The sequence below is a fragment of the Roseateles cavernae genome (assembly GCF_040187885.1).
Taxonomy (GTDB): Bacteria; Pseudomonadota; Gammaproteobacteria; order Burkholderiales; family Burkholderiaceae_C; genus Roseateles_E; species Roseateles_E cavernae.
In genome coordinates this window covers 122,082-142,137 of sequence record NZ_JBDPLH010000010.1, presented here as the reverse complement: position 1 = coordinate 142,137, position 20,056 = coordinate 122,082, and the positions used below count along the sequence as shown (strand labels likewise).

The 20,056-nt window shown below is 69.7% G+C and carries 18 protein-coding genes and 1 pseudogene; 7 read left to right on the top strand and 12 right to left on the bottom strand.

Annotated elements, in window-relative coordinates:
* The first annotated feature begins 95 nt into the window (after window positions 1–95).
* Window positions 96–728, top strand: coding sequence for a glutathione S-transferase family protein (locus tag ABGI63_RS21665; protein WP_349744664.1), 633 nt, complete (start codon window positions 96–98; stop codon window positions 726–728).
* Between the two features lie 165 nt (window positions 729–893).
* Window positions 894–1,247 carry a hypothetical protein gene (locus ABGI63_RS21660; RefSeq protein ID WP_349744578.1) on the top strand — a complete coding sequence of 118 codons (354 nt, stop codon included), beginning with the start codon at window positions 894–896 and terminating at the stop codon, window positions 1,245–1,247.
* Here the strand turns inward: ABGI63_RS21660 and ABGI63_RS21655 are convergent.
* The 6 genes and pseudogenes from ABGI63_RS21655 to ABGI63_RS21630 form a co-directional block, all read right to left on the bottom strand.
* Window positions 1,211–1,636, bottom strand: a complete 426-nt coding sequence (locus ABGI63_RS21655; RefSeq protein WP_349744662.1) for a VOC family protein — start codon at window positions 1,634–1,636, stop codon at window positions 1,211–1,213. The two genes, ABGI63_RS21660 and ABGI63_RS21655, sit on opposite strands and share 37 nt — an antisense overlap.
* Window positions 1,637–1,684: 48 nt before the next feature.
* Window positions 1,685–2,095, bottom strand: a pseudogene (locus ABGI63_RS21650) (YciI family protein); the annotation flags it as partial.
* 103 nt (window positions 2,096–2,198) lie between these two features.
* Window positions 2,199–3,470, bottom strand: a complete 1,272-nt coding sequence (locus ABGI63_RS21645) for an alanine racemase (protein ID WP_349744577.1) — start codon at window positions 3,468–3,470, stop codon at window positions 2,199–2,201.
* Window positions 3,463–4,845: a D-arabinono-1,4-lactone oxidase gene (locus ABGI63_RS21640; RefSeq protein WP_349744576.1), complete on the bottom strand. Its 1,383-nt coding sequence runs from the start codon at window positions 4,843–4,845 to the stop codon at window positions 3,463–3,465. Before ABGI63_RS21640 ends, ABGI63_RS21645 begins: the two co-directional genes overlap by 8 nt.
* Complete coding sequence (locus ABGI63_RS21635) at window positions 4,842–5,207, bottom strand: c-type cytochrome (RefSeq protein WP_349744575.1); 366 nt, start codon at window positions 5,205–5,207, stop codon at window positions 4,842–4,844. The genes ABGI63_RS21640 and ABGI63_RS21635 overlap by 4 nt, the downstream gene beginning before the upstream one ends.
* The gene (locus ABGI63_RS21630) at window positions 5,207–7,618 is read right to left on the bottom strand and encodes a TonB-dependent receptor (protein WP_349744574.1); all 2,412 of its coding nucleotides are present in this window, start codon (window positions 7,616–7,618) and stop codon (window positions 5,207–5,209) included. The genes ABGI63_RS21635 and ABGI63_RS21630 overlap by 1 nt, the downstream gene beginning before the upstream one ends.
* Window positions 7,619–7,735: 117 nt before the next feature.
* Between ABGI63_RS21630 and ABGI63_RS21625 the strand changes: the two genes are divergently transcribed.
* Entirely contained in the window at window positions 7,736–8,389 is a 654-nt protein-coding gene (locus tag ABGI63_RS21625; RefSeq protein WP_272648683.1) for a TetR/AcrR family transcriptional regulator, read from the top strand.
* 5 nt (window positions 8,390–8,394) lie between these two features.
* On the opposite strand, the gene ABGI63_RS21620 is transcribed toward ABGI63_RS21625, so the two are convergent.
* From ABGI63_RS21620 to ABGI63_RS21595, 6 genes are read right to left on the bottom strand one after another with little or no spacing between them, the layout of a single operon-like run.
* Window positions 8,395–9,876: a glycine betaine ABC transporter substrate-binding protein gene (locus ABGI63_RS21620; protein ID WP_349744572.1), complete on the bottom strand. Its 1,482-nt coding sequence runs from the start codon at window positions 9,874–9,876 to the stop codon at window positions 8,395–8,397.
* 31 nt (window positions 9,877–9,907) lie between these two features.
* Entirely contained in the window at window positions 9,908–11,146 is a 1,239-nt protein-coding gene (locus tag ABGI63_RS21615; RefSeq protein ID WP_349744571.1) for an FAD-dependent oxidoreductase, read from the bottom strand.
* Entirely contained in the window at window positions 11,143–11,391 is a 249-nt protein-coding gene (locus ABGI63_RS21610) for a (2Fe-2S)-binding protein (protein ID WP_349744570.1), read from the bottom strand. The genes ABGI63_RS21615 and ABGI63_RS21610 overlap by 4 nt, the downstream gene beginning before the upstream one ends.
* The gene (locus tag ABGI63_RS21605) at window positions 11,391–12,485 is read right to left on the bottom strand and encodes an NAD(P)/FAD-dependent oxidoreductase (RefSeq protein WP_349744569.1); all 1,095 of its coding nucleotides are present in this window, start codon (window positions 12,483–12,485) and stop codon (window positions 11,391–11,393) included. Before ABGI63_RS21605 ends, ABGI63_RS21610 begins: the two co-directional genes overlap by 1 nt.
* Before the next feature lie 26 nt (window positions 12,486–12,511).
* Window positions 12,512–13,447 (bottom strand): 4-hydroxyproline epimerase, encoded by a 936-nt coding sequence (locus ABGI63_RS21600; protein WP_262971543.1) that lies wholly within the window; start codon window positions 13,445–13,447, stop codon window positions 12,512–12,514.
* Window positions 13,444–14,109 (bottom strand): GntR family transcriptional regulator, encoded by a 666-nt coding sequence (locus ABGI63_RS21595; RefSeq protein WP_349744568.1) that lies wholly within the window; start codon window positions 14,107–14,109, stop codon window positions 13,444–13,446. Before ABGI63_RS21595 ends, ABGI63_RS21600 begins: the two co-directional genes overlap by 4 nt.
* 187 nt (window positions 14,110–14,296) lie before the next feature.
* On the opposite strand from ABGI63_RS21595, the gene yajC reads away from it, so the two are divergent.
* From yajC to ABGI63_RS21575, 4 genes are all read left to right on the top strand, one after another.
* A complete protein-coding gene (gene yajC, locus ABGI63_RS21590; RefSeq protein ID WP_349744567.1) occupies window positions 14,297–14,626 on the top strand; it encodes a preprotein translocase subunit YajC in 330 nt (109 codons plus the stop codon).
* Window positions 14,627–14,742: 116 nt separating this feature from the next.
* Window positions 14,743–16,611: a protein translocase subunit SecD gene (secD, locus tag ABGI63_RS21585; protein ID WP_349744565.1), complete on the top strand. Its 1,869-nt coding sequence runs from the start codon at window positions 14,743–14,745 to the stop codon at window positions 16,609–16,611.
* An 11-nt stretch (window positions 16,612–16,622) separates the two neighbouring features.
* The gene (gene secF, locus ABGI63_RS21580) at window positions 16,623–17,657 is read left to right on the top strand and encodes a protein translocase subunit SecF (RefSeq protein WP_349744564.1); all 1,035 of its coding nucleotides are present in this window, start codon (window positions 16,623–16,625) and stop codon (window positions 17,655–17,657) included.
* Between the two features lie 38 nt (window positions 17,658–17,695).
* A complete protein-coding gene (locus ABGI63_RS21575) occupies window positions 17,696–20,047 on the top strand; it encodes a DUF1631 family protein (protein ID WP_349744563.1) in 2,352 nt (783 codons plus the stop codon).
* The last annotated feature ends 9 nt before the right edge of the window (window positions 20,048–20,056 follow it).

Here is a 20,056-nt window from a genome sequence, read left to right as displayed (position 1 = left end):
ACGCCGAGATGGTAGCGGGCGTGTCCCCCATTGCTGCGCTTGGCAGGCGCGAAGGCGGCCTAAACTGAGCGCCCTGTTCTTGCTGGAGACGCATGATGGAACTGATCGGCATGCTGGACTCGCCCTATGTGCGGCGGGTCGCCATTTCGCTGCAGTTGCTGGGCCTGCCGTTCACGCATCGCTCGATCTCGGTGTTTCGCGGCTTCGCGGAATTCAGCGCCGTCAATCCGGTGGTCAAAGCGCCCAGCCTGGTCTGCGATGAAGGCACGGTGTTGATGGATTCCAGCCTGATCCTCGACTATGCCGAGGCCATGGCCGCTCCGGGGCTCAGCCTGATGCCCGCCGAGCTGGCCGCACGCCGCCATGCGCTGCGCCTGATCGGCCTGGCGCTGGCGGGCTGCGAGAAGACCGTGCAGATCGTCTACGAGCGTGCGTTGCGCCCGAGCGAGAAGCAGCACGCACCCTGGGTCGAGCGCATCCAGGCTCAGGCACGGGCCGCCTATGGCGCGCTGGAGGCCGAGCTGGCCCGCCAGCCGCTGCCCGCACCCGACTCGGCCATGGATCAAGCCGGCTTGACCACGGCCGTGGTCTGGCACTTCACCCGCGAGCTGGTGCCCGAGCTGGCGCCGGCGGCGGACTTCCCCGTGCTGACAGCCTATTCGGCGGCGGCCGAACGGCTGCCCGCGTTCATCGCCGCGCCGCACGGTGACGCGACTTATCAGGGCTGAGGGGGCGGCACGCCTGGCGTTTTGTGCGTTTCCTGGGCGCGGTCCCAGTGGGTGGCGAATGGCGCTTCGTTCAGCCAATCGGGCCGTCTTGAAAAGCGCCAATATGCTGCCATCTGAACCTTGTCAGGGCGACGACTCGCCGCCCAGCCCTACGAGGTCCCTGCCATGGCCACCGCCACAAGCCGTATCGAGAACCTGATCGCGATGACGCAGCTGCTGGAGCGCGTCGACGCCAACCCCGCCCTGGTCGGCGCCGCGCAGTACCGCAAGCTGGTGCGGACCGTGCAGGCGCTGATTGCTGCCGATGATCTGCCGGGCGACGCCCTGCTCGCGGTGCTGCGCGCCAGCCCGGCGGTGGCCCAGCTGTACGAGAACCTGCATTACGAGCGCTCGGGCCTGTCGCAGTCGCCGCTGGAGCTGGCGATAGCCTCGGAGCTGAGTGCCCGCCAGCTGCTGAACCGGCTGCAACACAGCCCCGACGCTCAGCAAGGCTTGGCGCCGCCCTCGAACATGGCCTGAACCCGCTGCCGGACCTGCTCCGGCGTCGGATCCTCGATGTGGGTGGAAATCATCCACTGGTGGCCGAAGGGGTCGGTGACGCTGCCGCTGCGGTCGCCCCAGAACTGGTCGGCCACCGGCATGCCCAGGGTGGCGCCGGCCGCGATGGCGCGCGCCACCGCCGCATCGACGTCGGGCACATAGGCCACCACGCTGCTGCCCGTGCCGCCCACCGACAGGGGGCTCAGCGCCTGGTACTCGGGCCGCTCCTCGGTCAGCATGAAGCGGGCCGGGCCGACGCTCAGCTCGGCATGCATGACCTTGCCGTCCGGCGCATCGAGCCGGAACGCCACGCTGGCACCGAGCACCTGCTGGTAGAAGCCGATCGCATCGGCCGCGCCGCGTATCACCAGATAGGGAATCGCGCCGCGCGATTCGGGCACCGGCTCGACCGCGGCCAGCTTGGCGCGCAGCCCGTCTTCCTGTGCGCGCAGCTCGGGCGTGTACTCGGCGCCGAAGTCCTCGGCCTCGAAGATCTGGCGCAGCTCGATCTCGCTGCTTTCACCCATCGGGTTGGGGCAGCGCTTGACCCATTCGAGGGCCTCCTCGCGCGACTTGACCTGCCAGATCCAGAAGCCGGCGACCAGCTCCTTGGTCTCGGCAAAAGGTCCGTCAACGACCGTGCGCTCCCTGCCCGAGAAACGCACCCGCGCGCCCTTGCTGCTGGGGTGCAGGCCCTCGCCGGACAGCATCACGCCGGCCTTGACGAGTTCTTCGTTGAACTTGCCCATCTCGGTCAGCAACTGTTCGCTGGGCATCTGGCCGGCTTCGCTGTTCTTGTCGGCCTTGATCAAAACCATGAATCGCATCTTGTCTCTCCTTGAGGTGGTGGTTGGCTACATTCCCACGACGAGGCAAGGCCAGGCAGTTCGACACGCCGTCCCCAAAGTATTTGAAAAAAGAAAGAAGGCTTCAGGCCGACGCCGGCAGCACCGGCCAGCGGGCGCTGATGTGCTGGCCATCGAACACCAGCAGGTCGCCGAACTGCAGCAGCACGGCCTCGCTCTGCTGCGGGCGCAGGAACACCTGCTCGTCGGGCCGCAGTGCGACCCGCTCGGACGCCACCATCACCTGCTGGTTGCTCGAGTGGCCGTACAGCCCGCTGGGCTGCACTCCCGGCGGCGAGACCGGGCGGGCCAGCCAGTGCCCGCCATGGATGGCCAGCGCGCGGGCCTGGTTCGGGTCCCAGGCCCGCGCCAGCCGTGACAGCCAGCTCGCGCCCTCGGGCAGGCGGAACTGCGGCCAGCTCTTCAGCACCGGGGTCGCGATGAAGGCGGCCGGCCGCAGATCGGCCAGCAGCGGCTTCTCGAAGTCCAGCGGCAGCAGCGCGGCCGAGCCGACCGCCACCTCGTTGGCCACGCCCTTGCCGTCATGCAGGCGGAAGGTCGGCGAGCCGGCGGTATTGAGCGTCAGCCGCTCGCGCTGCTGCGTGCCCAGCGCGGTGCTGGCGGTATCCATCGCCGTGCGGTAGCGGCGCTGGGCCTCGTCCCAGGCGGTGGCGCGCATGCCCAGCACATCGGGCAGGGCCGCAACATGGGCGTCGTAGCCCATGAAGCCGCTCCAGCGCAGCGCGCCGGTCCTGAGGCCGGCCAGCGCGGCGCCGAGCTCGCCCTGGTCCTCGAAACCGCCACGGTGCAGGCCGACATCGATCTCCAGATTGATCTTCAGCGCCTGGCCGCCGCGCTGCTCGGACAGCCGGCGGTACTGGGCCAGACGCTGCGGTGTGTCGACCAACCACTCGATGCCGGAGCCGAGCTCGGCCGGCAGGGCCTGCAGCACCGCGGCGGCGGCCGCCACCGGCAAGGGCTTGCCCATCAGCACCTGGGCCTGCGGCCTGGCCTGCAGCAGCTGCAGCAGCTGGGCGGCGTTGAACACCATCACCCGTTCGCTGTTCCAGGCTCGCGCCAGCTCGTCCATCAAGGGCAGGCTGGGCAGGCTTTTCAGCACTGCGCGCAGCGCCATGCCGGTTTGGGCATGGGCGCCGATCGCGGCCAGATTGGCACGCAGCCGCGGCAGGTCGATCACCAGGCTGGCCTGGGCGATGCCGGCCTCGCGCAGCGCCGCACTGAGGCGCTGGAAGTAGTCGTCGTGCGGGCCGCCCTGCTCGGCGGGCCGGGCCAGCCAGGCGGCTGCGGGCAGCGCGACCGCGGCGCCCAGCAGCAGGCGGCGCTTGGTGCTAGCCATTGTGCGGACCTCCGCCAAGGAGTTGCTTCAGATGGGGGTTCAGCAGGCGGCCCTGCGGGTCGAGACCGGCGCGCAGGCGCTGGAAGTCGGCGAAGCGCGGGTACATGGCCTGCAGCTCGGCGCGGCCCAGGTCATGCAGCTTGCCCCAGTGCGGCCGGCCGGCGTGGCGGCGGAACACCGGACCCAGCTCGCTGACCAGATAGTCATGGGCCTCGCCCTGCAGCGCATGGCAGGCGATCGAGCAGCTGTCGCGCTGATGGAAGGGGCTGAGCCAGGCGCCATCATCGCGGCCGCGGATGTAGCGGAACTCGATCGGGAAGAAGACCTCGTTGCGCCGCTCCAGCGTCTGCACAATCTCGCGCAGGCAGGCGATGCCGGCGGCGCGCGGCACGTGGTACTCGCTTTCGTTGAAGCGGGTCGGCCGCACCGTGCTGAGCTGGCGCCACGACCAGTTCAGCGAGCGCTCGGGCGCGGCCTGGGCGATCAGCTTGGCGGCGGTCCAGCGGCGCAGCTCGGGCCAGCGGCCCAGCCAGTCGCGCAGGCGGCGCAGATCGCGCAGCACGTCCTCGTCGGCCGAGGGCGGCGCATAGGGCTCGCCGGCCGCCACCTCGGCATGGGTGATGGCCGCGCTGTGGCCGGTGAAGGGCAGCACATAGAGCTCGAAATGCCGGTGTGTGCGGGCCAGCTCGGGCGCGCGCTCCAGCAAGGCCTCGGTCGGCTCCAGCCACACATGGCGCTGCAGCAGAAAGCGCGGTCGCACGGCCAGCGTGTACTCGGTGATCACGCCCAGGGCGCCCAGCGACACCTGGGCTGCGGCCAGCAGCTCGGGGTTCCTGTCGCGGCTGCACTCGAGGATCTCGCCGGCGGGCGTCACCAGACGCAGGCCCAGCACCTGGGCGTGCAGCGCCGGCAACTCGGCGCCGGTGCCGTGGGTGGCGGTGGCCAGCGCGCCGGCCAGGGTCTGGACATCGATATCGGGCTGGTTGTGCAGGGCCAGGCCCAGGCCGTCGAGCGCACGGGCCAGCTGGCCGATGCGGGTGCCGGCCCGCACCCGCAGCGTCTGCGCGGCCTTGTCGAGCGCGACGATGCCGCTGAGCTTGTCCAGCGCCACCAGGCTGCCATCGGTGGGCACCAGCGGTGTGAAGGAATGGCCGGCGCCGACGCAGCGCAGCGCGCCGCTGCTGCGGGCCAGGGCCCCGGCCAGCTCGGCCTCGTCGGCCGGCATCAGCCACTGGCTGGGCTGGCAGCGCGCGCTGCCGGACCAGTTCTGCCAGGGGCGTGCGGTGGCGCTGCTCGCCCGCGCTGTCGATGGCAGCAGACCGCCGCCCAGCGCGGCCGCAGCGCTCATCTTCAGCCAGTCGCGTCGCTTGTTCATCGTGGCTTTGCTCTCATGCTCATGAATTCGATCAGCGCGCGCAGATCGGCGTCGCTGCAGTCGGCGCACAGGCCCATCGCCGGCATGCCGCCCAGACCCTGGCGGCTGCTCAGCAGCAGCGCTTCCATGCCCTTGGCCAGGCGCGGTGCCCAGGCTTGCGCATCGCCGGTCAGTGGCGCGCCGCTATGGGCCCGGCCATGGCAGGCCAGGCAGGAGCGTTCGTAGACGGCGGCCAGGCGCGCCTCGGCCGGGCGCAGCGTCTCGGCCTGGGCGGAGATGGCGGCCGCGGTCGGCGGCGCGTCCCGGCCGCAGGCCTGCAGCGCCAGCAGGGTCAGCAGGGTCGGCAATACGGTGATGCGCATCAGTAGCTGGCCCGCAGTTCGAGCGACACGGTGCGCGGCCGGCTCAGCGTTGCATAGGCGCTGCCCAGCGGGGCCGATTCGTACCAGAGCTTGTTGACATAGCGTTTGTCCAGCAGATTGCTGACCGCCAGGCTCAGGCCCCAGCCCTGGTTCGCGCTGTCCCAGGCCAGCCGGCCGTCCAGGCGCTGCCGGGGTCCGCCGACGCGGAATGTGGGCGTGCTCAGGCATTGTCCCTGCACCAGCGATTCGCTATTGCAGCGCTGGGCGCTGCTATAGGCCGCCTGCAGGCTGGCCTGGGCCTGGCCGCCGGCCAGGGCCCAGCCATAGTCGGCGCCCAGGCTGGCGCTCAGCTTGGGCGTGCCGACCGGCAGGCCGGCCAGGTTCTCGCCGGCGCTGCCGCGGCCGCGCCGGTAGGTCTGGTCCAGCAGCTCCAGCGCGGCGTTGACGCGCAGCTGGCGCGTCGCCTGCCAGCGGGCCTCGAGGTCCAGGCCGGTGGCGCGCTGGTCGCTGATGGTCACCTGGTAGGCCGGGATGCCGCCGGGCGTGCTGGCCGGCACCAGCTGCAGGGTCTGCAGATTGTCGAAGCGGTAGTGGAACAGCGCGGCGCTGTAGCTGAGGCCTTGCGCCGGCCACTGGCCCTTCAGGCCCAGCTCCAGATTGCTGACGCGCTCGGGCTCGTAGCGCGAGTTGACCTGCAAGGTGTTGAAGCCGCCGGCCTGGTAGCCGCGCGTCAGCGAGGCATAGGCCATCAGGTCCTTGCTGTAGCGATGGTCCAGCACCAGGCGCGGGCTGGTATCGCTCCACTTCTTGCTGACGCGCAGCGGCGCGGCGCTGGCGCCCTGGGTTGCGACCAGGGCGTTGTTCGTCATGCCGCCCCACAGTGCATCGGCCTCGTCCTGGCTGATCGCCCCCAGTGCGACCAGGGCCGGGAACAGGCCGGCCGCGTCCAGCGCCGCCAGCTGGGCGTCCAGGCCGGGGGCCTGGCGCAGCGGGTTGAACCAGCTGAAGCGCTTGTCGTCGCGGGTCAGGCGCAGGCCGGTGGTGATGTTGGTGGCCGGGCCGACGCGCCAGATCACATCGCCGTAGACCGCCAGCGCCTGGTTGCGCGCGCGGTTGCTCATGTCCTCCAGCCAGTCCTGGCCCAGCAGGTCCACGCCCGGGATGCCGGCCGCCTGGCTCAGCATATTGACGCTGCTGAACAGCGGCGCGCCCAGCAGATTGGCCGACAGGCTGTCCAGCCCGGTGGTGGTCGTGCCGACCAGGGCCGACTGCCGCGCCTTCTCGTGGAACAGGCTCAGGCCCAGCAGCCAGTCGGCGCCGGGGTGCTTGCCGGCCAGTCGGAACTCCTGCTGCCAGCTGGTATTGCCCTCGAGATTGGTGGTGCGCAGATAGGCGGCCGGGTTGTTGGTGCCGTCGTTGTCCTGGCGGTTCAGCGAGCTGAAATGGCGGTAGGCGGTGGTCGAGGTGAACTCGGCCCAGGGCAGGCTGTGCTCGATGCGCAGGGTCAGGCCGTCGAAGTCGCGCGCCTCCCTGGCATCGGGCACATCGCTGAACAGCGGCGCCTTGCGCGGGTCCAGAAAGCCGCCCGGATCGGCCGGGAAGGGCAGCGGCGTGCCGGCCGGGCGGGCGGCCACCAGGCCGATCGCGGCGCGGGCGCGCTGGTCCAGTTTTTCATGCTCATAGGTCAGCACCGCCTTGGTGTCCTCGCTGGCCTGCAGGCGCAGCGCCAGGCGCGCGCCCCAGCTGCCCTGGCCGCCGTAGCGCTGGCCGCTGGCGGCATCGCGCAGATCGCCGTCGCTGCGCTGCGACACCAGGCTGGCGCGCAGCGCCAGGCGCTCGCCGAGCGGCTGGTTGACCAGGGCCTCGAGCTGGCGCAGCCCGTCCTCGCCCAGGCGCAGCCGGCCGCTGCCGCTGCGGCGGAACTCGGGCTCATTGGTGACGATGGAGATCGCACCGCCGGCGCTGTTGCGGCCGAACAGCGTGCCCTGCGGGCCCTTCAGCACCTCGATGCGCTTGAGGTCGTTGAAGTTCAGCAGCGCGCCGCCGGTCTTGCCGGTGTAGACGCCGTCGACATAGATGCCCACCGGCGAATCGGTGCCGATGCCGAAGTCCGAGGTACCGATGCCGCGCAGCGACATGCGCGGCTGGGTGGCCTGGTTGGCATCGATCTCCAGCCCCGGCACATGGGCGCTGAGCTCGCCCAGATGATTGGCGCCCAGCCTGCGCACCTGGTCCGCGCCCAGCACCTGGATCGCGATCGGCACCGACTGCAGCTGCTGGCTGCGGCCCTGGCCGGAGACGACGACCGCTTCGAGCTGGACCGCCTCCTGGGCCCCCGCGCAGGGGCCGCCCAGCAGGCCCAGCGCGGCCAGCATCAGCGGGGTCAGGTGTTGCTGCCTGATGTGCTTCATCGCTTGTCTCCTGTCGCCATCGATCGTGACGCAGTGAATGTAGCGATGACTATATTTATTCGCTAGGGCGATGTTCTACGGACTATCCCGAGGGCGGGATGGCCCTAGACTGCCGGCATGACCGGCCTCCCGAAAACTGCCGCCCCCGAGCTGGCGCTGAAGAAAGCCCCGACCCAGCCGCGTGCGATCGAGACCTATGAGCGCATCCTGGCGGCCTGCGCCGAGCTGCTGGGCGAGGTGGGCATCGAGCGGCTGTCGACCAATCTGGTGTGCCAGCGCGTCGGCATCTCTCCGCCGGCGCTCTACCAGTACTTCCCGAACAAGTACGCGCTGCTGCACGAGCTGGGCCTGCGGCTGATGGCGGCGCAGAACGCCTTGCTGGAGCCTTGGGCCACGCCGGCGACGATGGCCTTGCCCGAGGCGAAGTTCGCGCGCAGCGTGGCCGCGCTGTTCCTGCAGACCATCGCGCTGACCGAGCAGATACCGGCCGGCGTCTGGGTCACGCGGGCGCTGCGTGCGGTGCCTGCGCTGCAGCATGTGCGCAACGGTTCGCATGACCAGGTCACCGAGATGCTGATGGCGGCCTTCATCGCCGCGCACCCGCAGGCCGAGCCGGCGCGCGTGCGGCTGAACTTCCGGCTCGCGATCGATGCGCTCTATGCGGCCCAGGAGCTGCTGTTCGACCAGCCGGGCCTGGATCCGCAGGCGGTGGCCGAGACCATGGCCGAGATGGTGGCCGGGCAGCTGCAGCGGCTGCGGCGCGCGCGCTGATTCACTCAGCGGCGCCGCATCCAGCGGGCCGCCAGCCCGAACAGCGCTTCGAACAGCAGGGCCAGCGCGGCCGAGGGCAGGGCGCCGGCCAGCAGCAGGTCCTTGTCGTTCAGCGCCAGGCCGGTGACGATGCGCTCGCCATAGCCGCCGGCGCCGATGAAGGCGGCAATCGTCGCGGTGCCGACCGCGATGCTGGTGGCGGTGCGCACACCGGCCACCAGGGTCGGCAGCGCCAGCGGCAGCTCGATCAGGCGCAGGCGCTGCAGCGTGGTGAAGCCCAAGGCGGTGCCGGCCAGGCGCAGGCCTTGCGGCACCTCGGCCAGCCCCACGCAGGTGTTGCGCATGATGGGCAGCAGCGCATAAAGCGTCAGCGCCAGCAGGGCGGGCAGCGCGCCGATGCGGTCGACCCAGGAGATCAGCACCGCCAGCAGGGCCAGCGAGGGGATGGTCTGCAGCAGCCCGCTGGCGCCCAGCACCAGGGCGCGCGGCCCGGCATGCGGGGCCACCGCAATCGCCAGCGGCACGCCGATCAACACCGCCAGCGCGACCGAGGCCAGCACCAGGGTCAGGTGTTGCCCGGTCAGCCGGGCCAGGTCGGGGCCGAAGAGCTTGCCCCAGAAGCCCGCGGCCTGGACCTCGCTGCTCGCGCCGCCGGCCAGGTGCTCGCGGGCAATCGCCGCGAAGCCCTGGCCCTGCAGCTCGGCCCTGGCATTCAGCGCGATCATGGTCTTCTCATTGATGCTGCCGCCCAGGCGCTGCAGCGCGGCCCAGGCGGCCGGGAAGCGCTGCGGCACATCGAGCCGGTACAGCAGCAGCGCGTCGTAGCGCGGGAAGTAGGCGGCGTCATCGGCAAGTACGGTCAGGCCGAGGTGGGCTATCTTGGCGTCGGTCGTGTAGATGTCGATCACATCGATCTGGCCGGCCGTCACCGCGTCATAGGCCAGGCCATGGTCCAGGCCGCTGGGCTGTTGTGCCAGGCCATAGCGCTGCGCCAGACCGCGCCAGCCGTCGGCGCGGCCGATGAACTCATTGCTCAAACCCAGGCGCAAGCTCGGATGCGCGGCCAGATCGGACAGTGTGGCGATGCCCAGGAGGCGCGCGGTCTCGGCCTTCATCGCCAGCGCATAGCCGTTGTTGAAGCCCAGCGGCACGGCCACGCCCAGGCCCAGCGGCTTGAGCTGCGCATTCATCGCCGCCAGCGAGGACGAGGGTTGCGCGTTCTTCAGGATCTCCTGGTCTATCGTGCCGACATACTCGGGATAGAGATCGATGCTGCCGGCGCGCAGCGCGGCATAGACGATGGCGGTGTTGCCCAGGCCAGGCTTGAGCTCGATGCTCCCATGCGGCCGGGCCGTCTGGGCCAGCACTTCGGCCAGGATATAGGCCTCGGTGAAGCGCTTGGAGCCGATGCGCAGCGGCTCCTGGGCCGAGGCCGCGAAGCCGAGGAGAAATAGCAACAGGGCGAGCAGCGCGCGGGGTCCGGTCATGCGGCCAGCATCGGCGATGCCGGGAGCAGGGTCAAGTCTTGTCCGGCAGGAAGAGCGCGATCGGCGCCGGCTGCAGCGGCGCGCGCTGGCCGCGTGCGTCCCAGCCCAGCAGCTGCTGGGTGATCGGACCGCAGACGCGGCCCTGGCAGGCCCCCATGCCGCAACGGGTCTGCAACTTGGCATCACGCCAGCCGCGCTGCGCCTTCAGCGCACCGAAGGACACATCCTCGCAGCGGCAGACCAGGGTCTTGGCCTCGGCCAGCTGCAGCAGCTCGGGCCGCAAGGCAAAGCTGCGGGCCAGACGACGTGCGAAGCGCTGGGCCTGGCGGTGGGCGGCCTGCAGCGGCTGTCCGTCCTGGCCCAGCATCCGCAGCGCCGCCAGCTCGCCCTCTACCAGGGCCTTGTCGGCCCCGCCGATGCCGGTGCATTCGCCGGCCGCCCAGACCTGCGGCAGCGAAGTCCGCAGCTGTGCATCGACCGCGATGGCGCCGTCCTCGATGCGGCAGCCCAGCAGCTCGGCCAGCTCGGTATTGGGCAGCAGGCCGAAGCCGACGCCCAAGGCGTCGCAGGCCAGCTGCTGCTCGCTGTGGCCATCGCTGATGACGACGGCTTCGAGCTTGTCGCTGCCGATCGCGCGCCGCACCCAGTGGCCGCTGCGGTAGCGGCCGCGCAGCCGCCAGCCCAGGCCGGCGGCCTGGGCCAGCCGGGCGGTGTCCAGGCCGGCGGCAAAGCCCAGCAGCGCGGCGCGCGAGGCCTGCTCGGCGACCAGCAGCAGATCGGCACCGGCCGCGCGGGCCGTGTCGGCGGCGGCCAGCAGCAGCGGGCCCGAACCGGCCAGCACCAGGCGACGGCCGGCGACCGGCCAACCGTTCTTGATCAGCGCCTGCAGGCCGCCGGCCCCATGCACGCCGGGCAGTGTCCAGCCGGGGAAGGGCAGAAAACGCTCGCGCGCGCCCAGCGCCAGCAGCAGCTGCGGCGAACGCACCCACAAACCCTGCCTGCTCAGCGTGTCGTGCAGCAGCAGGCGCTGCGGGCCATTGGCATCGACCACCGCATGGCCGGCCAGCCGCTGCAGCAGCGGGCTGGCCGTGATCTCGTCCAGCGCGCGCCCCCAGCGCGGCGGCAGGCCGGCGCGCCAGATCTGGCCGCCGGGCCGGGCGCCCTGATCGACCCAGGCCACGCGCCGGCCGGCCGCGATCAAGCGGCAGACGGCGGCAATGCCGGCCGGGCCGGCGCCCACGACGGTGATATCGGCGTCCAGAGTCTTCATGTGCAGGTCTTGATGTCCATGCCGGCCGCTGCCGGGCTCATGCAGGCCAGCCGGTCGGTGACGCCGTCTATCGTGACCCGGCATTCCTGGCATTGCCCCATGCCACAGAAGGCGGCGCGCGGCTGGCCGCTGACCGAGTGGCGCGTGGCGCTCAGGCCGGCATGGGCCAGCGCGGCCGCCACGCTACAGCCGGCCGGCACCGCATGGGGCTGGCCATTGATCTGCAAGACGATCTTGTTACTCATCACAGCAGGCGCGCCGGCGCAAAGGGCGCGGCGTTCAACAGGGTGGACTGGCCCAGGCTCAGCTGGGCCAGCAGCTCGGCCGTGGCCAGCGAGGTCGTGATGCCCAGGCCCTCATGGCCGCAGGCCAGCCAGACCCGCGGGTGCTCGGGGTGGGCGCCGATCAGCGGCTGTCCATCGCGGCTGGCCGGCCGCAGGCCGGTCCAGCAGCGCAGCAGGCTCAGCGTCGCCAGCTCGGGCAGATAGTCGCAGGCCAGGGCCAGCATCGCTTCGAGCATGGCGCGGTCCAGCGCTGCATCGCTGCGGCCGATCTGGCGCGAGGAGCCGATCAAGAGCTGGCCGTCGGGGCGCGGCTGCACATTGAAGGACACCGTGTCCTGGTCGGCCAGATGGGCCTTCTTGATATAACCGAGCTCGACCAGCTGGTGAGCGACGCGCGGCGTGCTTCGTTGCGTGATCGCCAACTGGCCCTTCTTGGGCAGCAGCCAGCCCTGCGGCAGCCAGCGCTGGCTGGCCAGGCCGGCCGTCAGCACGATCAGGCCGCCCCAGAGCCGCCGGCCGTCGGCCAGGCTCAGGCTGTGGCCGTCCAGTCCGATGACCTCGCCGCTGATCAGCTCACAGCCCTGCAGCCAGTGGGCTGCGACCTTGGGCGGGTAGACGCGGCCGTCGCCCGGCACGCGCAGCGCGCCGGCCAGGCCGGGGCGCAGCATAGGCTCCAGCCGCGCCAGCGTGGCGCCGTCTACCAGCTCGGCCGCGATGCCGCGTGCCGCGTACCAGGCCTGCTTGCGCCCGGCCAGTGCCAGCTCCTGATCGTCGGCGGCCAGCCACAGCGTGCCGCAGCGTCCATGCTCGACTTGGGCGGCATGGCCGGCGCTCTCGTCCAGCCAGTCCTGCCACAGCCGCATCGAGCGCTGGCTCAGCGCGAACTCCGGGTCATTTCCGCCCGCCTCGTCATCGACCACCAGCAGATGGCCCATCGAGGCCGCCGTCGCACCACCACCGACCGCGCCGGACTCGATCACGGCCACGCTGAGCCCCTGGCGCGCAAACTCGCGCGCGCAGGCCGCGCCGACGATGCCGGCGCCGACGATCAGCACATCGGCCCGACGGGTGCTGGCGGTCTTCAGGCGATGCCCCAGGCGAAGGGGTCGCCGCCCTGGAACACCAGGCTGGCATCCAGATTCACATGGGCGCGGCCATGGATGGTGGGCAAGACCTGACCCGGCTCACCGCTCTGGTAGCTGGCGGCAAACACGCTGCCGATCACGCTTTCCTGCTGCCAGAGCGCGCCGGGCGCCAGCTTGCCGTCGGCCGCCAGGCAGGCGATCTTTGCGCTGGTGCCGGTGCCGCAGGGGCTGCGGTCGTAGGCCTTGCCGGGGCACAGCACGAAGTTGCGGCCGTTGTGGGCCGGGTCGGCTGGCGGGCCCAGCAGCTCGATATGGTCGATCTCGGCGCCGCCGGCGCCGCTGACGCCCTGGCGCGGCAACTCCTGGCGCAGCGCCCAGGCGAAGTCGGTCAGCGCCTCGACCGAGGCCAGCTCCAGGCTCAGGCCATGGTCTTCGCACAGAAAGAACCAGTTGCCGCCCCAGGCGACATCGCCGTGCACGGTCTTGCCGGCGATGCGCACGGCCACCCGCTTGGCATGGCGCCAGGCCGGCACATTGGCGATGCTGACGCTGCCGTCTTGATGCAGCCGTGCCGTGATCCGGCCCACCGGGGTCTCGATCCGGTGCTCGCCGGGCTGGATGCGGCCCAGCCAGGCCAGGGTCGCGACCAGGCCGATGCTGCCGTGGCCGCACATGCCCAGATAGCCGACGTTGTTGAAGAAGATCACGCCGGCCGTGCTGTCGCTCAGCTCGGGCTCGCACAGCAGCGCACCGACCATCACGTCCGAGCCACGCGGCTCCATCACGACGGCGCGGCGCCAGGCATCGTGCTCGCTGCGAAAGCGCTGCAGCCGTTCGGCCATGCTGCCGCGGCCGAGATCGGGGCCGCCGCTGACGATCAGCCGGGTCGGTTCGCCACCGGTGTGGGAGTCAACAATGCGAGTCGTGCTCATTCGATCACCGCCTGGGCAAACTGGCGCAGATAGTCCATCAAGGCGTCGCTGGCCTGTGCGGCCTGCTCGCCGTCGCCGCTGGCAATGGCCTGGGCCAGCAGCAGATGGCGGCGCGCGCCCTCCTTGATATCGCCCTGGTGCTGGTAGGCATACCAGAAGCGCCGGCACTGGATCACCATGGGCACGACGGCGGCTACCGCGAAGGGGTTGCGGCAGGCCGCGTGGTTGACCCGGTCCAGCGCCTGATCGGCATCCATATAGGCGGCCAGATCATCGTCCTCGCCGGCCTTGACCATGCTGCGGGCACAGGCCAGCAGGTCCTCGCGCTGGGCCGGTGTGGCGCGCCGGGCCGAGGTCCCGGCGATCAGGCGCTCCAGCACCCGGCGCGCCTCGACCAGGTCCAGATGCTCGGCCAGCCAGATATCGCTGACCCGCAGGCCGCGCCGCGGCAGCTGCACGATCAGGCCGTTGGAGACCAGGCGCATCAGCGCCTCGCGGGTGGGCGTGCGGCCCAGGCCGGTGCGCTCGATCAGCTCGGCCTCGACGATAGGGGCGCCGGGCTTGAGCACCAGGGTGGCGATCATCGATTCGAGCGCGTCATAGGCCTGGTCGGCCACGCGGCGTTTATGGTCTTGCTCGGGAGCGTCGTTGCTGTCGGTCATGGCGCCATCATCGCAGGCCGCTAGGCTCTGGCCAGCAGGGTTTGCATTTAATATATTTGTAGAATATTTTTTGAATTCCGGCTTGTCAACCCCATCTCGGCTGCGGTGGGTGGCCGCCCCGGGTGGCCGCATACAATCCGCAGTTCTTCCGTCCGCCAAGGGCGGCTTTCACCAAAGGGATTCCGACGTGTTTATTTCCAACGCTTTTGCCCAAGCCGCCCCGGCCGCTGCCGCCGGTAGCACCGAGTCCAGCTTGCTGAGCATGCTGCCGCTGGTGCTGATGTTTGTGGTGCTGTACTTCGTGATGATTCGCCCGCAGATGAAGCGTCAGAAGGAGCACAAGGCCATGATCGAGGCCCTGGCCAAGGGCGATGAGATCGTCACCTCGGGCGGCCTGCTGGGCAAGGTGTCCAAGCTCGGCGACAGCTTCGTGACCCTGGAAGTGGCCACCGGGGTCGAGCTGCAGGTCCAGCGCGGCGCGGTCGTGCAGGTGCTGCCCAAGGGCACCGTCAAGTAATCCAGCTGCCAGGGGTGCCGCGCCGTCGGCGCACGCCCCCAAACCATAGCCCGGCGCCATGATGGTGCCGGGTTCGCTTCAGGCGCTGACGCTGACTCGGCCTGAGAGGACGCACCATGAATCGTTATCCGCTGTGGAAGTACGCGATCCTTGTGATCGCGATGCTGATCGGCTTCATCTACACGCTGCCGAATTTCTTCGGCGAGGTGCCGGCCGTCCAGGTCTCCAGCGCCAAGGTCACCGTCAAGCTCGATGCCTCGATGGAGTCGCGGGTTGAGCAGGCGCTGAGCGCCGCCGGGATTAAGGCCGACTTCGTCGAGTTCGAGGGCAATTCGGTCAAGGCCCGCTTCGCCGACACCGATACGCAGCTGAAGGCCAAGGACGTCATCAGCAAGGCGCTGAACCCGGATGCGAATGACCCGACCTATATCGTCGCGCTGAACCTGCTGTCGCGCTCGCCGCGCTGGCTGTCCAATCTGCATGCCTTCCCGATGTATCTGGGCCTGGATCTGCGCGGCGGCGTGCACTTCCTGATGCAGGTCGACATGAAGGCGGCGCTGACCAAGAAGGCCGAGTCGCTGACCGGCGACGTGCGCACCCTGCTGCGCGACAAGAACATCCGCCATGCCGGCATCAGCCGCGATGGCAATACCGTGGTGCTGGCCTTCCGCGATGCGGCGGCCATGACGGCGGCGCGCACCCTGCTGGGCGACCAGATCACCGATGTGCAATGGACCCCTGGCCAGAGCGGCGACCAGCCGACGCTGACCGGCGCGCTGAAGCCGCAGGCCCTGGTGCAGGTGCAGGAAACCGCGCTGAAGCAGAACATCACCACCTTGCACAACCGCGTCAACGAGCTCGGCACCTCCGAGCCGGTGATCCAGCAGCAGGGTCTGGACCGCATCGTCGTGCAGCTGCCCGGCGTGCAGGACACGGCGCGCGCCAAGGACATCATCGGCCGCACCGCGACGCTGGAGTTGCGCATGGTGGATGACAGCGCCGAGGCCCAGGCGGCTGTGGCCGGCAGCGGCCCGGTGCCCTTCGGCACCGAGCGCTATATCGACCGCGGTTTCGGCCCCATCATCGTCAAGCGCCAGGTGGTCATCACCGGCGACAACCTGGTCGACGCCCAGGCCGGCTTCGACGAGAACCAGCAGCCCGCCGTCCATCTGAACCTCGACGCCAAGGGCGCGCGGGTCATGAAGGACGTGACGCGCGAGAACATCGGCAAGCGCATGGCCATCCTGCTGTTCGAGAAGGGCAAGGGCGAGGTCGTGACCGCACCGGTGATCCGTGGCGAGCTCGGCTCGCGCATGCAGATCTCGGGCGCGATGACGACGACCGAAGCCAGCGACACGGCCCTGCTGCTGCGCGCCGGTTCGCTGGCCGCGCCGATGGAGATCATCGAAGAGAAGACCATAGGCCCGACCCTGGGTGCCGAGAACATCGCCAAGGGCCTGGCCTCGGTGCTGTGGGGCTTTGTCGCGGTGGCCGTGTTCATGTGCATCTACTACGCACTGTTCGGCGTGTTCTCCTCGCTGGCCCTGGCTTTCAACCTGCTGCTGCTGATCGCGGTGCTGTCGATGCTGCAGGCCACGCTGAGCCTGCCGGGCATGGCCGCCATCGCACTGGTGCTGGGCATGGCGATCGACTCCAACGTGCTGATCAATGAGCGGGTGCGCGAGGAGCTGCGCGCCGGCGCCGCGCCGCAGGCCGCCATCCATGCCGGCTACGAGCGCGCCTGGGCGACGATCTTCGACTCCAATGTGACGACCCTGATCGCCGGTGTCGCCCTGCTGGCCTTCGGCTCCGGCCCGGTCAAGGGCTTCGCGGTGGTGCACTGCCTGGGCATCCTGACCTCGATGTTCTCGTCGGTGGTGTTCTCGCGCGGCCTGGTCAATCTCTGGTATGGCCGCCAGAAGAAGCTCAAGTCCGTCTCTATCGGTCAGATCTGGAAGCCCGAGGCCGACGCGCCCAAGGCCTGAGGAAACTAGTCATGGAACTGTTCCGCATCAAACGGGATATCCCGTTCATGAAGCACGCGTTGTTGCTCAACGCGATCTCCTTCGTCACCTTCGCCCTCGCGGTGTTCTTCCTGGTCACCCGGGGCCTGCACTTCTCGATCGAGTTCACCGGCGGTTCGGTGGTCGAGGTCGAGTATGCGCAGGCGGCCAATCTGGAGAAGACCCGCCACACCGTCGAGGCCATGGGCTTCGGCGAGGTGCAGGTGCAGAACTTCGGCACCTCGCGCGATGTGATGATCCGCCTGCCGCTGCGCGGCGACGTCAAGCAGACCGAGCAGGTCGGCCTGGTGTTCGATGCCTTGTGCAAGGCCGAGAGTGGCACCGTCTCGCAGCGTGACATCGTCACCGACAAGGGCGAGTCGATCAGCAAGCAGGTTTGCATGACGGCGAGCCAGGCCGAGCCGATCAAGCTCTCGCGCTCCGAGGTGGTGGGCCCGGCGGTGGGCGCCGAGCTGGCGCAGGACGCCGCGCTGGCGCTGACCTTCACCGTGGTCGGCATCATGATCTATCTGGCGCTGCGCTTCGAATGGAAGTTCGCGGTGGCCGGCATCATCGCCAATCTGCACGACGTCATCATCATCCTGGGCTTCTTCGCCTTCTTCCAGTGGGAGTTCTCGCTGACGGTGCTGGCGGCCCTGCTGGCGGTGCTGGGCTACTCGGTCAACGAGTCGGTGGTGATCTTCGACCGGGTGCGCGAGATCTTCCGCAAGTTCCGCAAGATGAACACGCACGAGGTCATCGACCATGCGATCACCAGCACCACCAGCCGCACCATCATCACCCACGGTTCCACGCAGATGATGGTGCTGTCGATGCTGATCTTCGGCGGCCCCTCGCTGCACTATTTCGCGATCGCACTGACCATTGGCATCTGCTTCGGCATCTACTCCTCGGTCTTCGTGGCTGCGGCGATCGCGATGTGGCTGGGCATCAAGCGCGAAGACCTGGTCAAGGCCCCGGTCAACAAGGAAGATCCGGACGATCCGAACTCCGGAGCGGTGGTGTAGAGTCATTTGCACCAGCTGCCTGAATCCCTGACGCCTTCATGACCGACGCCGCCCGCAACAAAGCCTTGGCTTCGCATGCGCGGCATGTCTATCTGGAGGCCCTGGTGCGCGGCCTGGCGCCGGTGGCCGGCGTGCTCAACGAGGCCGCCCAGCAGTTGCTGCTGCTGCCGGCCGAGTACGCGGTGATGGTGGCGCGCCGTGACGGTGTGGCCGCCTGGATGCGCCATGGCCCGGCCTGGCAAAGCGCCTTCGTCGCCGGTCTGCGCCACGCGGTCTCGCATGGCGTGGCCGAGGCCCGGCAGGCGATGGGGCGATCCAGCCAGTCCGGCCCGCTCTCGCTGGTGGACGATGACACGATAGAGCGCGAGATCATCGGCTCGCGCCTGTCGCTGGCGATGATGGACAAGGCCTCGTGGGAGTTCACCGATCTGCGCACCCGCATGCATCAGCTGGAGCAGCTTGATGAGCTGCCGGCCCACGATCTGCTGCGCGCCCCGGTGGTGGCCGGCCTGGCGCTCGATGCCTGGTATCGCAGCGGGCTCAGCCCCTCGGAATGGCAGATGCTCAAGAGCACGCTGCATGCCGAGTTCTCGCTGCTGCTGGGCGAGGCCTATCACGAGACCAATCGCTGGCTGATCCAGCAGGGCGTGCTGCCCGAGGTCGATCTGCGGCCTTTCATCCGCCGTGCTGGTAATAGTGCTGCCGCGGCCCACCGGCCCTCGACACGTCAGGAGCTCAGCGGCGGCCATGAGGAGACGCGCTATATGGCGCGCCAGGTCGCGCCGGTCGAGGTTGCCGCGCGCAGCCAGGCCAGCCGTGCGGCCGAGGAGGTGATGCAGCTCTTGCAACGCGTGGTGGGCCGCCAGGTGCCGGGTTTTGCCGCCACGGTATCGCCGTCGGCCGGCTATCGGACCGTGTCGCCCGCGGGCGCCGCGCCGTCGCGCCAGCCGGCGCCAGGCGCGACGGGACGGCCCAGCCAGATGGGCAGCGCATCGCCGCGCCTGGCAGCCGCGATCAATCATGCGCAGGAGGCCTTGCAGCGCCGCCCTGCCGTCGGGGCCGGCCCCGAGGTCGAGGCCCCGGCGCCGCAGCAGCTCGAAGAGATCAAGGCCCGCAACCAGGCTTTCAAGCAGGTGCTCAAGCAGGCCGCGGACACGCCGGCCGAGCGCGCGACCATCGAGATCGTGGCCCTGCTGTTCCAGAGCATTCTGCAGGAGGAGCGCATCCCGGCCGCTGTGCGGGTCTGGTTTGCGCGGCTGCAGATGCCGGTGCTGCGGGTGGCGGTCAGCGAGCCCGATTTCTTTGCCGAGGCCGAGCATCCGGCGCGCGCGCTGATCGACCGCATGGGCTCCTGCGTGATGGGCTTCAACACCTCGGCCGGCAGCGGTGTCGGCGAGGCGCTGGAGCGCGAGATCAAGCGCATCGTCCAGGTCGTCGAGGCCTATCCGGATACCGGGCGGCGCGTGTTCCAGACCGTGCTGACCGAGTTCGAGAAGTTTCTCGACCACTATTTCGAGAACGAGAACCAGGCCTCGCGCAAGGGTGTGTCGCTGGCCCAGCAGGTCGAGCAGCGCGAGACGCTGGCGATCCAGTTCACGATCGAGCTGCGCAAGATGCTCAACGAGGTGCCGGTGCAGGACGGTGTGCGCGAGTTCCTGTTCCATGTCTGGGCTGATGTGCTGGCTGTCACCGCGGTGCGCAGCGGCGCCCAGTCCGACAACACCAAGGCGATGAAGCGGGCTGCCGCCGATCTGATCTGGTCGGCCAGCGCCAAGGTTTCCCGGGAAGAGCGTGCCGAAGTGATACGCCGGCTGCCGCCGCTGCTGAAGACCTTGCGCGACGGCATGGGCCATGCCGGCCTGCCGAGCGCCAAGCAGGACGAGCAGATCCGCGCGCTGAACAATTCGCTGGCGGCGGCCTTCACCGCCAAGACCGCCGCGATCCCGCGCGAGCGCCTGGACGAGCTGATGGACCAGCTGCAGGCGCTCGACGCGCTGCTGCCCGAGGCCGGCGGGCTGGAGATCAACGAATCGCTGGTGCGCGATCTGTCGGGCCACGAGACCGAGGACCTGGAAGTGGTGGCCGAGGGCGGTTCCAGCCCGACGCCGGCGATGCTGGCCTGGGCCAAGGAGCTTCAGGTCGGTGGCTGGTATATGTTGGACTATCGCGGCCGCAACGAGGCGGTGCAGCTGGCCTGGCGCGGCATGCGCCACCAGCTGACCTTGTTCGTGTCACCGAAGGGGCGCGGCGTGCTGTTCCAGCTGAGCCGGCTGGCGGCATTTTTGCAGGCCGGCCTGCTGCTGCCGGCCCAGGATGAGGCGCTGACGGTCAAGGCCACGCGCAATGCGCTGGCCAAGCTGGATGTGGATCCGACGAGATTGCTGAGTTGATTGCGGGTC

Coding starts and splice junctions, on each gene's coding strand:
- ABGI63_RS21665 (WP_349744664.1), top strand. CDS start 96: ATGGAACTGATCGGCATGCTGGACTCGCCCTATGTGCGGCGGGTCGCC.
- ABGI63_RS21660 (WP_349744578.1), top strand. CDS start 894: ATGGCCACCGCCACAAGCCGTATCGAGAACCTGATCGCGATGACGCAG.
- ABGI63_RS21645 (WP_349744577.1), bottom strand. CDS start 3,470: ATGGCTAGCACCAAGCGCCGCCTGCTGCTGGGCGCCGCGGTCGCGCTG.
- ABGI63_RS21640 (WP_349744576.1), bottom strand. CDS start 4,845: ATGAACAAGCGACGCGACTGGCTGAAGATGAGCGCTGCGGCCGCGCTG.
- ABGI63_RS21635 (WP_349744575.1), bottom strand. CDS start 5,207: ATGCGCATCACCGTATTGCCGACCCTGCTGACCCTGCTGGCGCTGCAG.
- ABGI63_RS21630 (WP_349744574.1), bottom strand. CDS start 7,618: ATGAAGCACATCAGGCAGCAACACCTGACCCCGCTGATGCTGGCCGCG.
- ABGI63_RS21625 (WP_272648683.1), top strand. CDS start 7,736: ATGACCGGCCTCCCGAAAACTGCCGCCCCCGAGCTGGCGCTGAAGAAA.
- ABGI63_RS21620 (WP_349744572.1), bottom strand. CDS start 9,876: ATGACCGGACCCCGCGCGCTGCTCGCCCTGTTGCTATTTCTCCTCGGC.
- ABGI63_RS21615 (WP_349744571.1), bottom strand. CDS start 11,146: ATGAAGACTCTGGACGCCGATATCACCGTCGTGGGCGCCGGCCCGGCC.
- ABGI63_RS21610 (WP_349744570.1), bottom strand. CDS start 11,391: ATGAGTAACAAGATCGTCTTGCAGATCAATGGCCAGCCCCATGCGGTG.
- ABGI63_RS21600 (WP_262971543.1), bottom strand. CDS start 13,447: ATGAGCACGACTCGCATTGTTGACTCCCACACCGGTGGCGAACCGACC.
- ABGI63_RS21595 (WP_349744568.1), bottom strand. CDS start 14,109: ATGACCGACAGCAACGACGCTCCCGAGCAAGACCATAAACGCCGCGTG.
- secD (WP_349744565.1), top strand. CDS start 14,743: ATGAATCGTTATCCGCTGTGGAAGTACGCGATCCTTGTGATCGCGATG.
- secF (WP_349744564.1), top strand. CDS start 16,623: ATGGAACTGTTCCGCATCAAACGGGATATCCCGTTCATGAAGCACGCG.
- ABGI63_RS21575 (WP_349744563.1), top strand. CDS start 17,696: ATGACCGACGCCGCCCGCAACAAAGCCTTGGCTTCGCATGCGCGGCAT.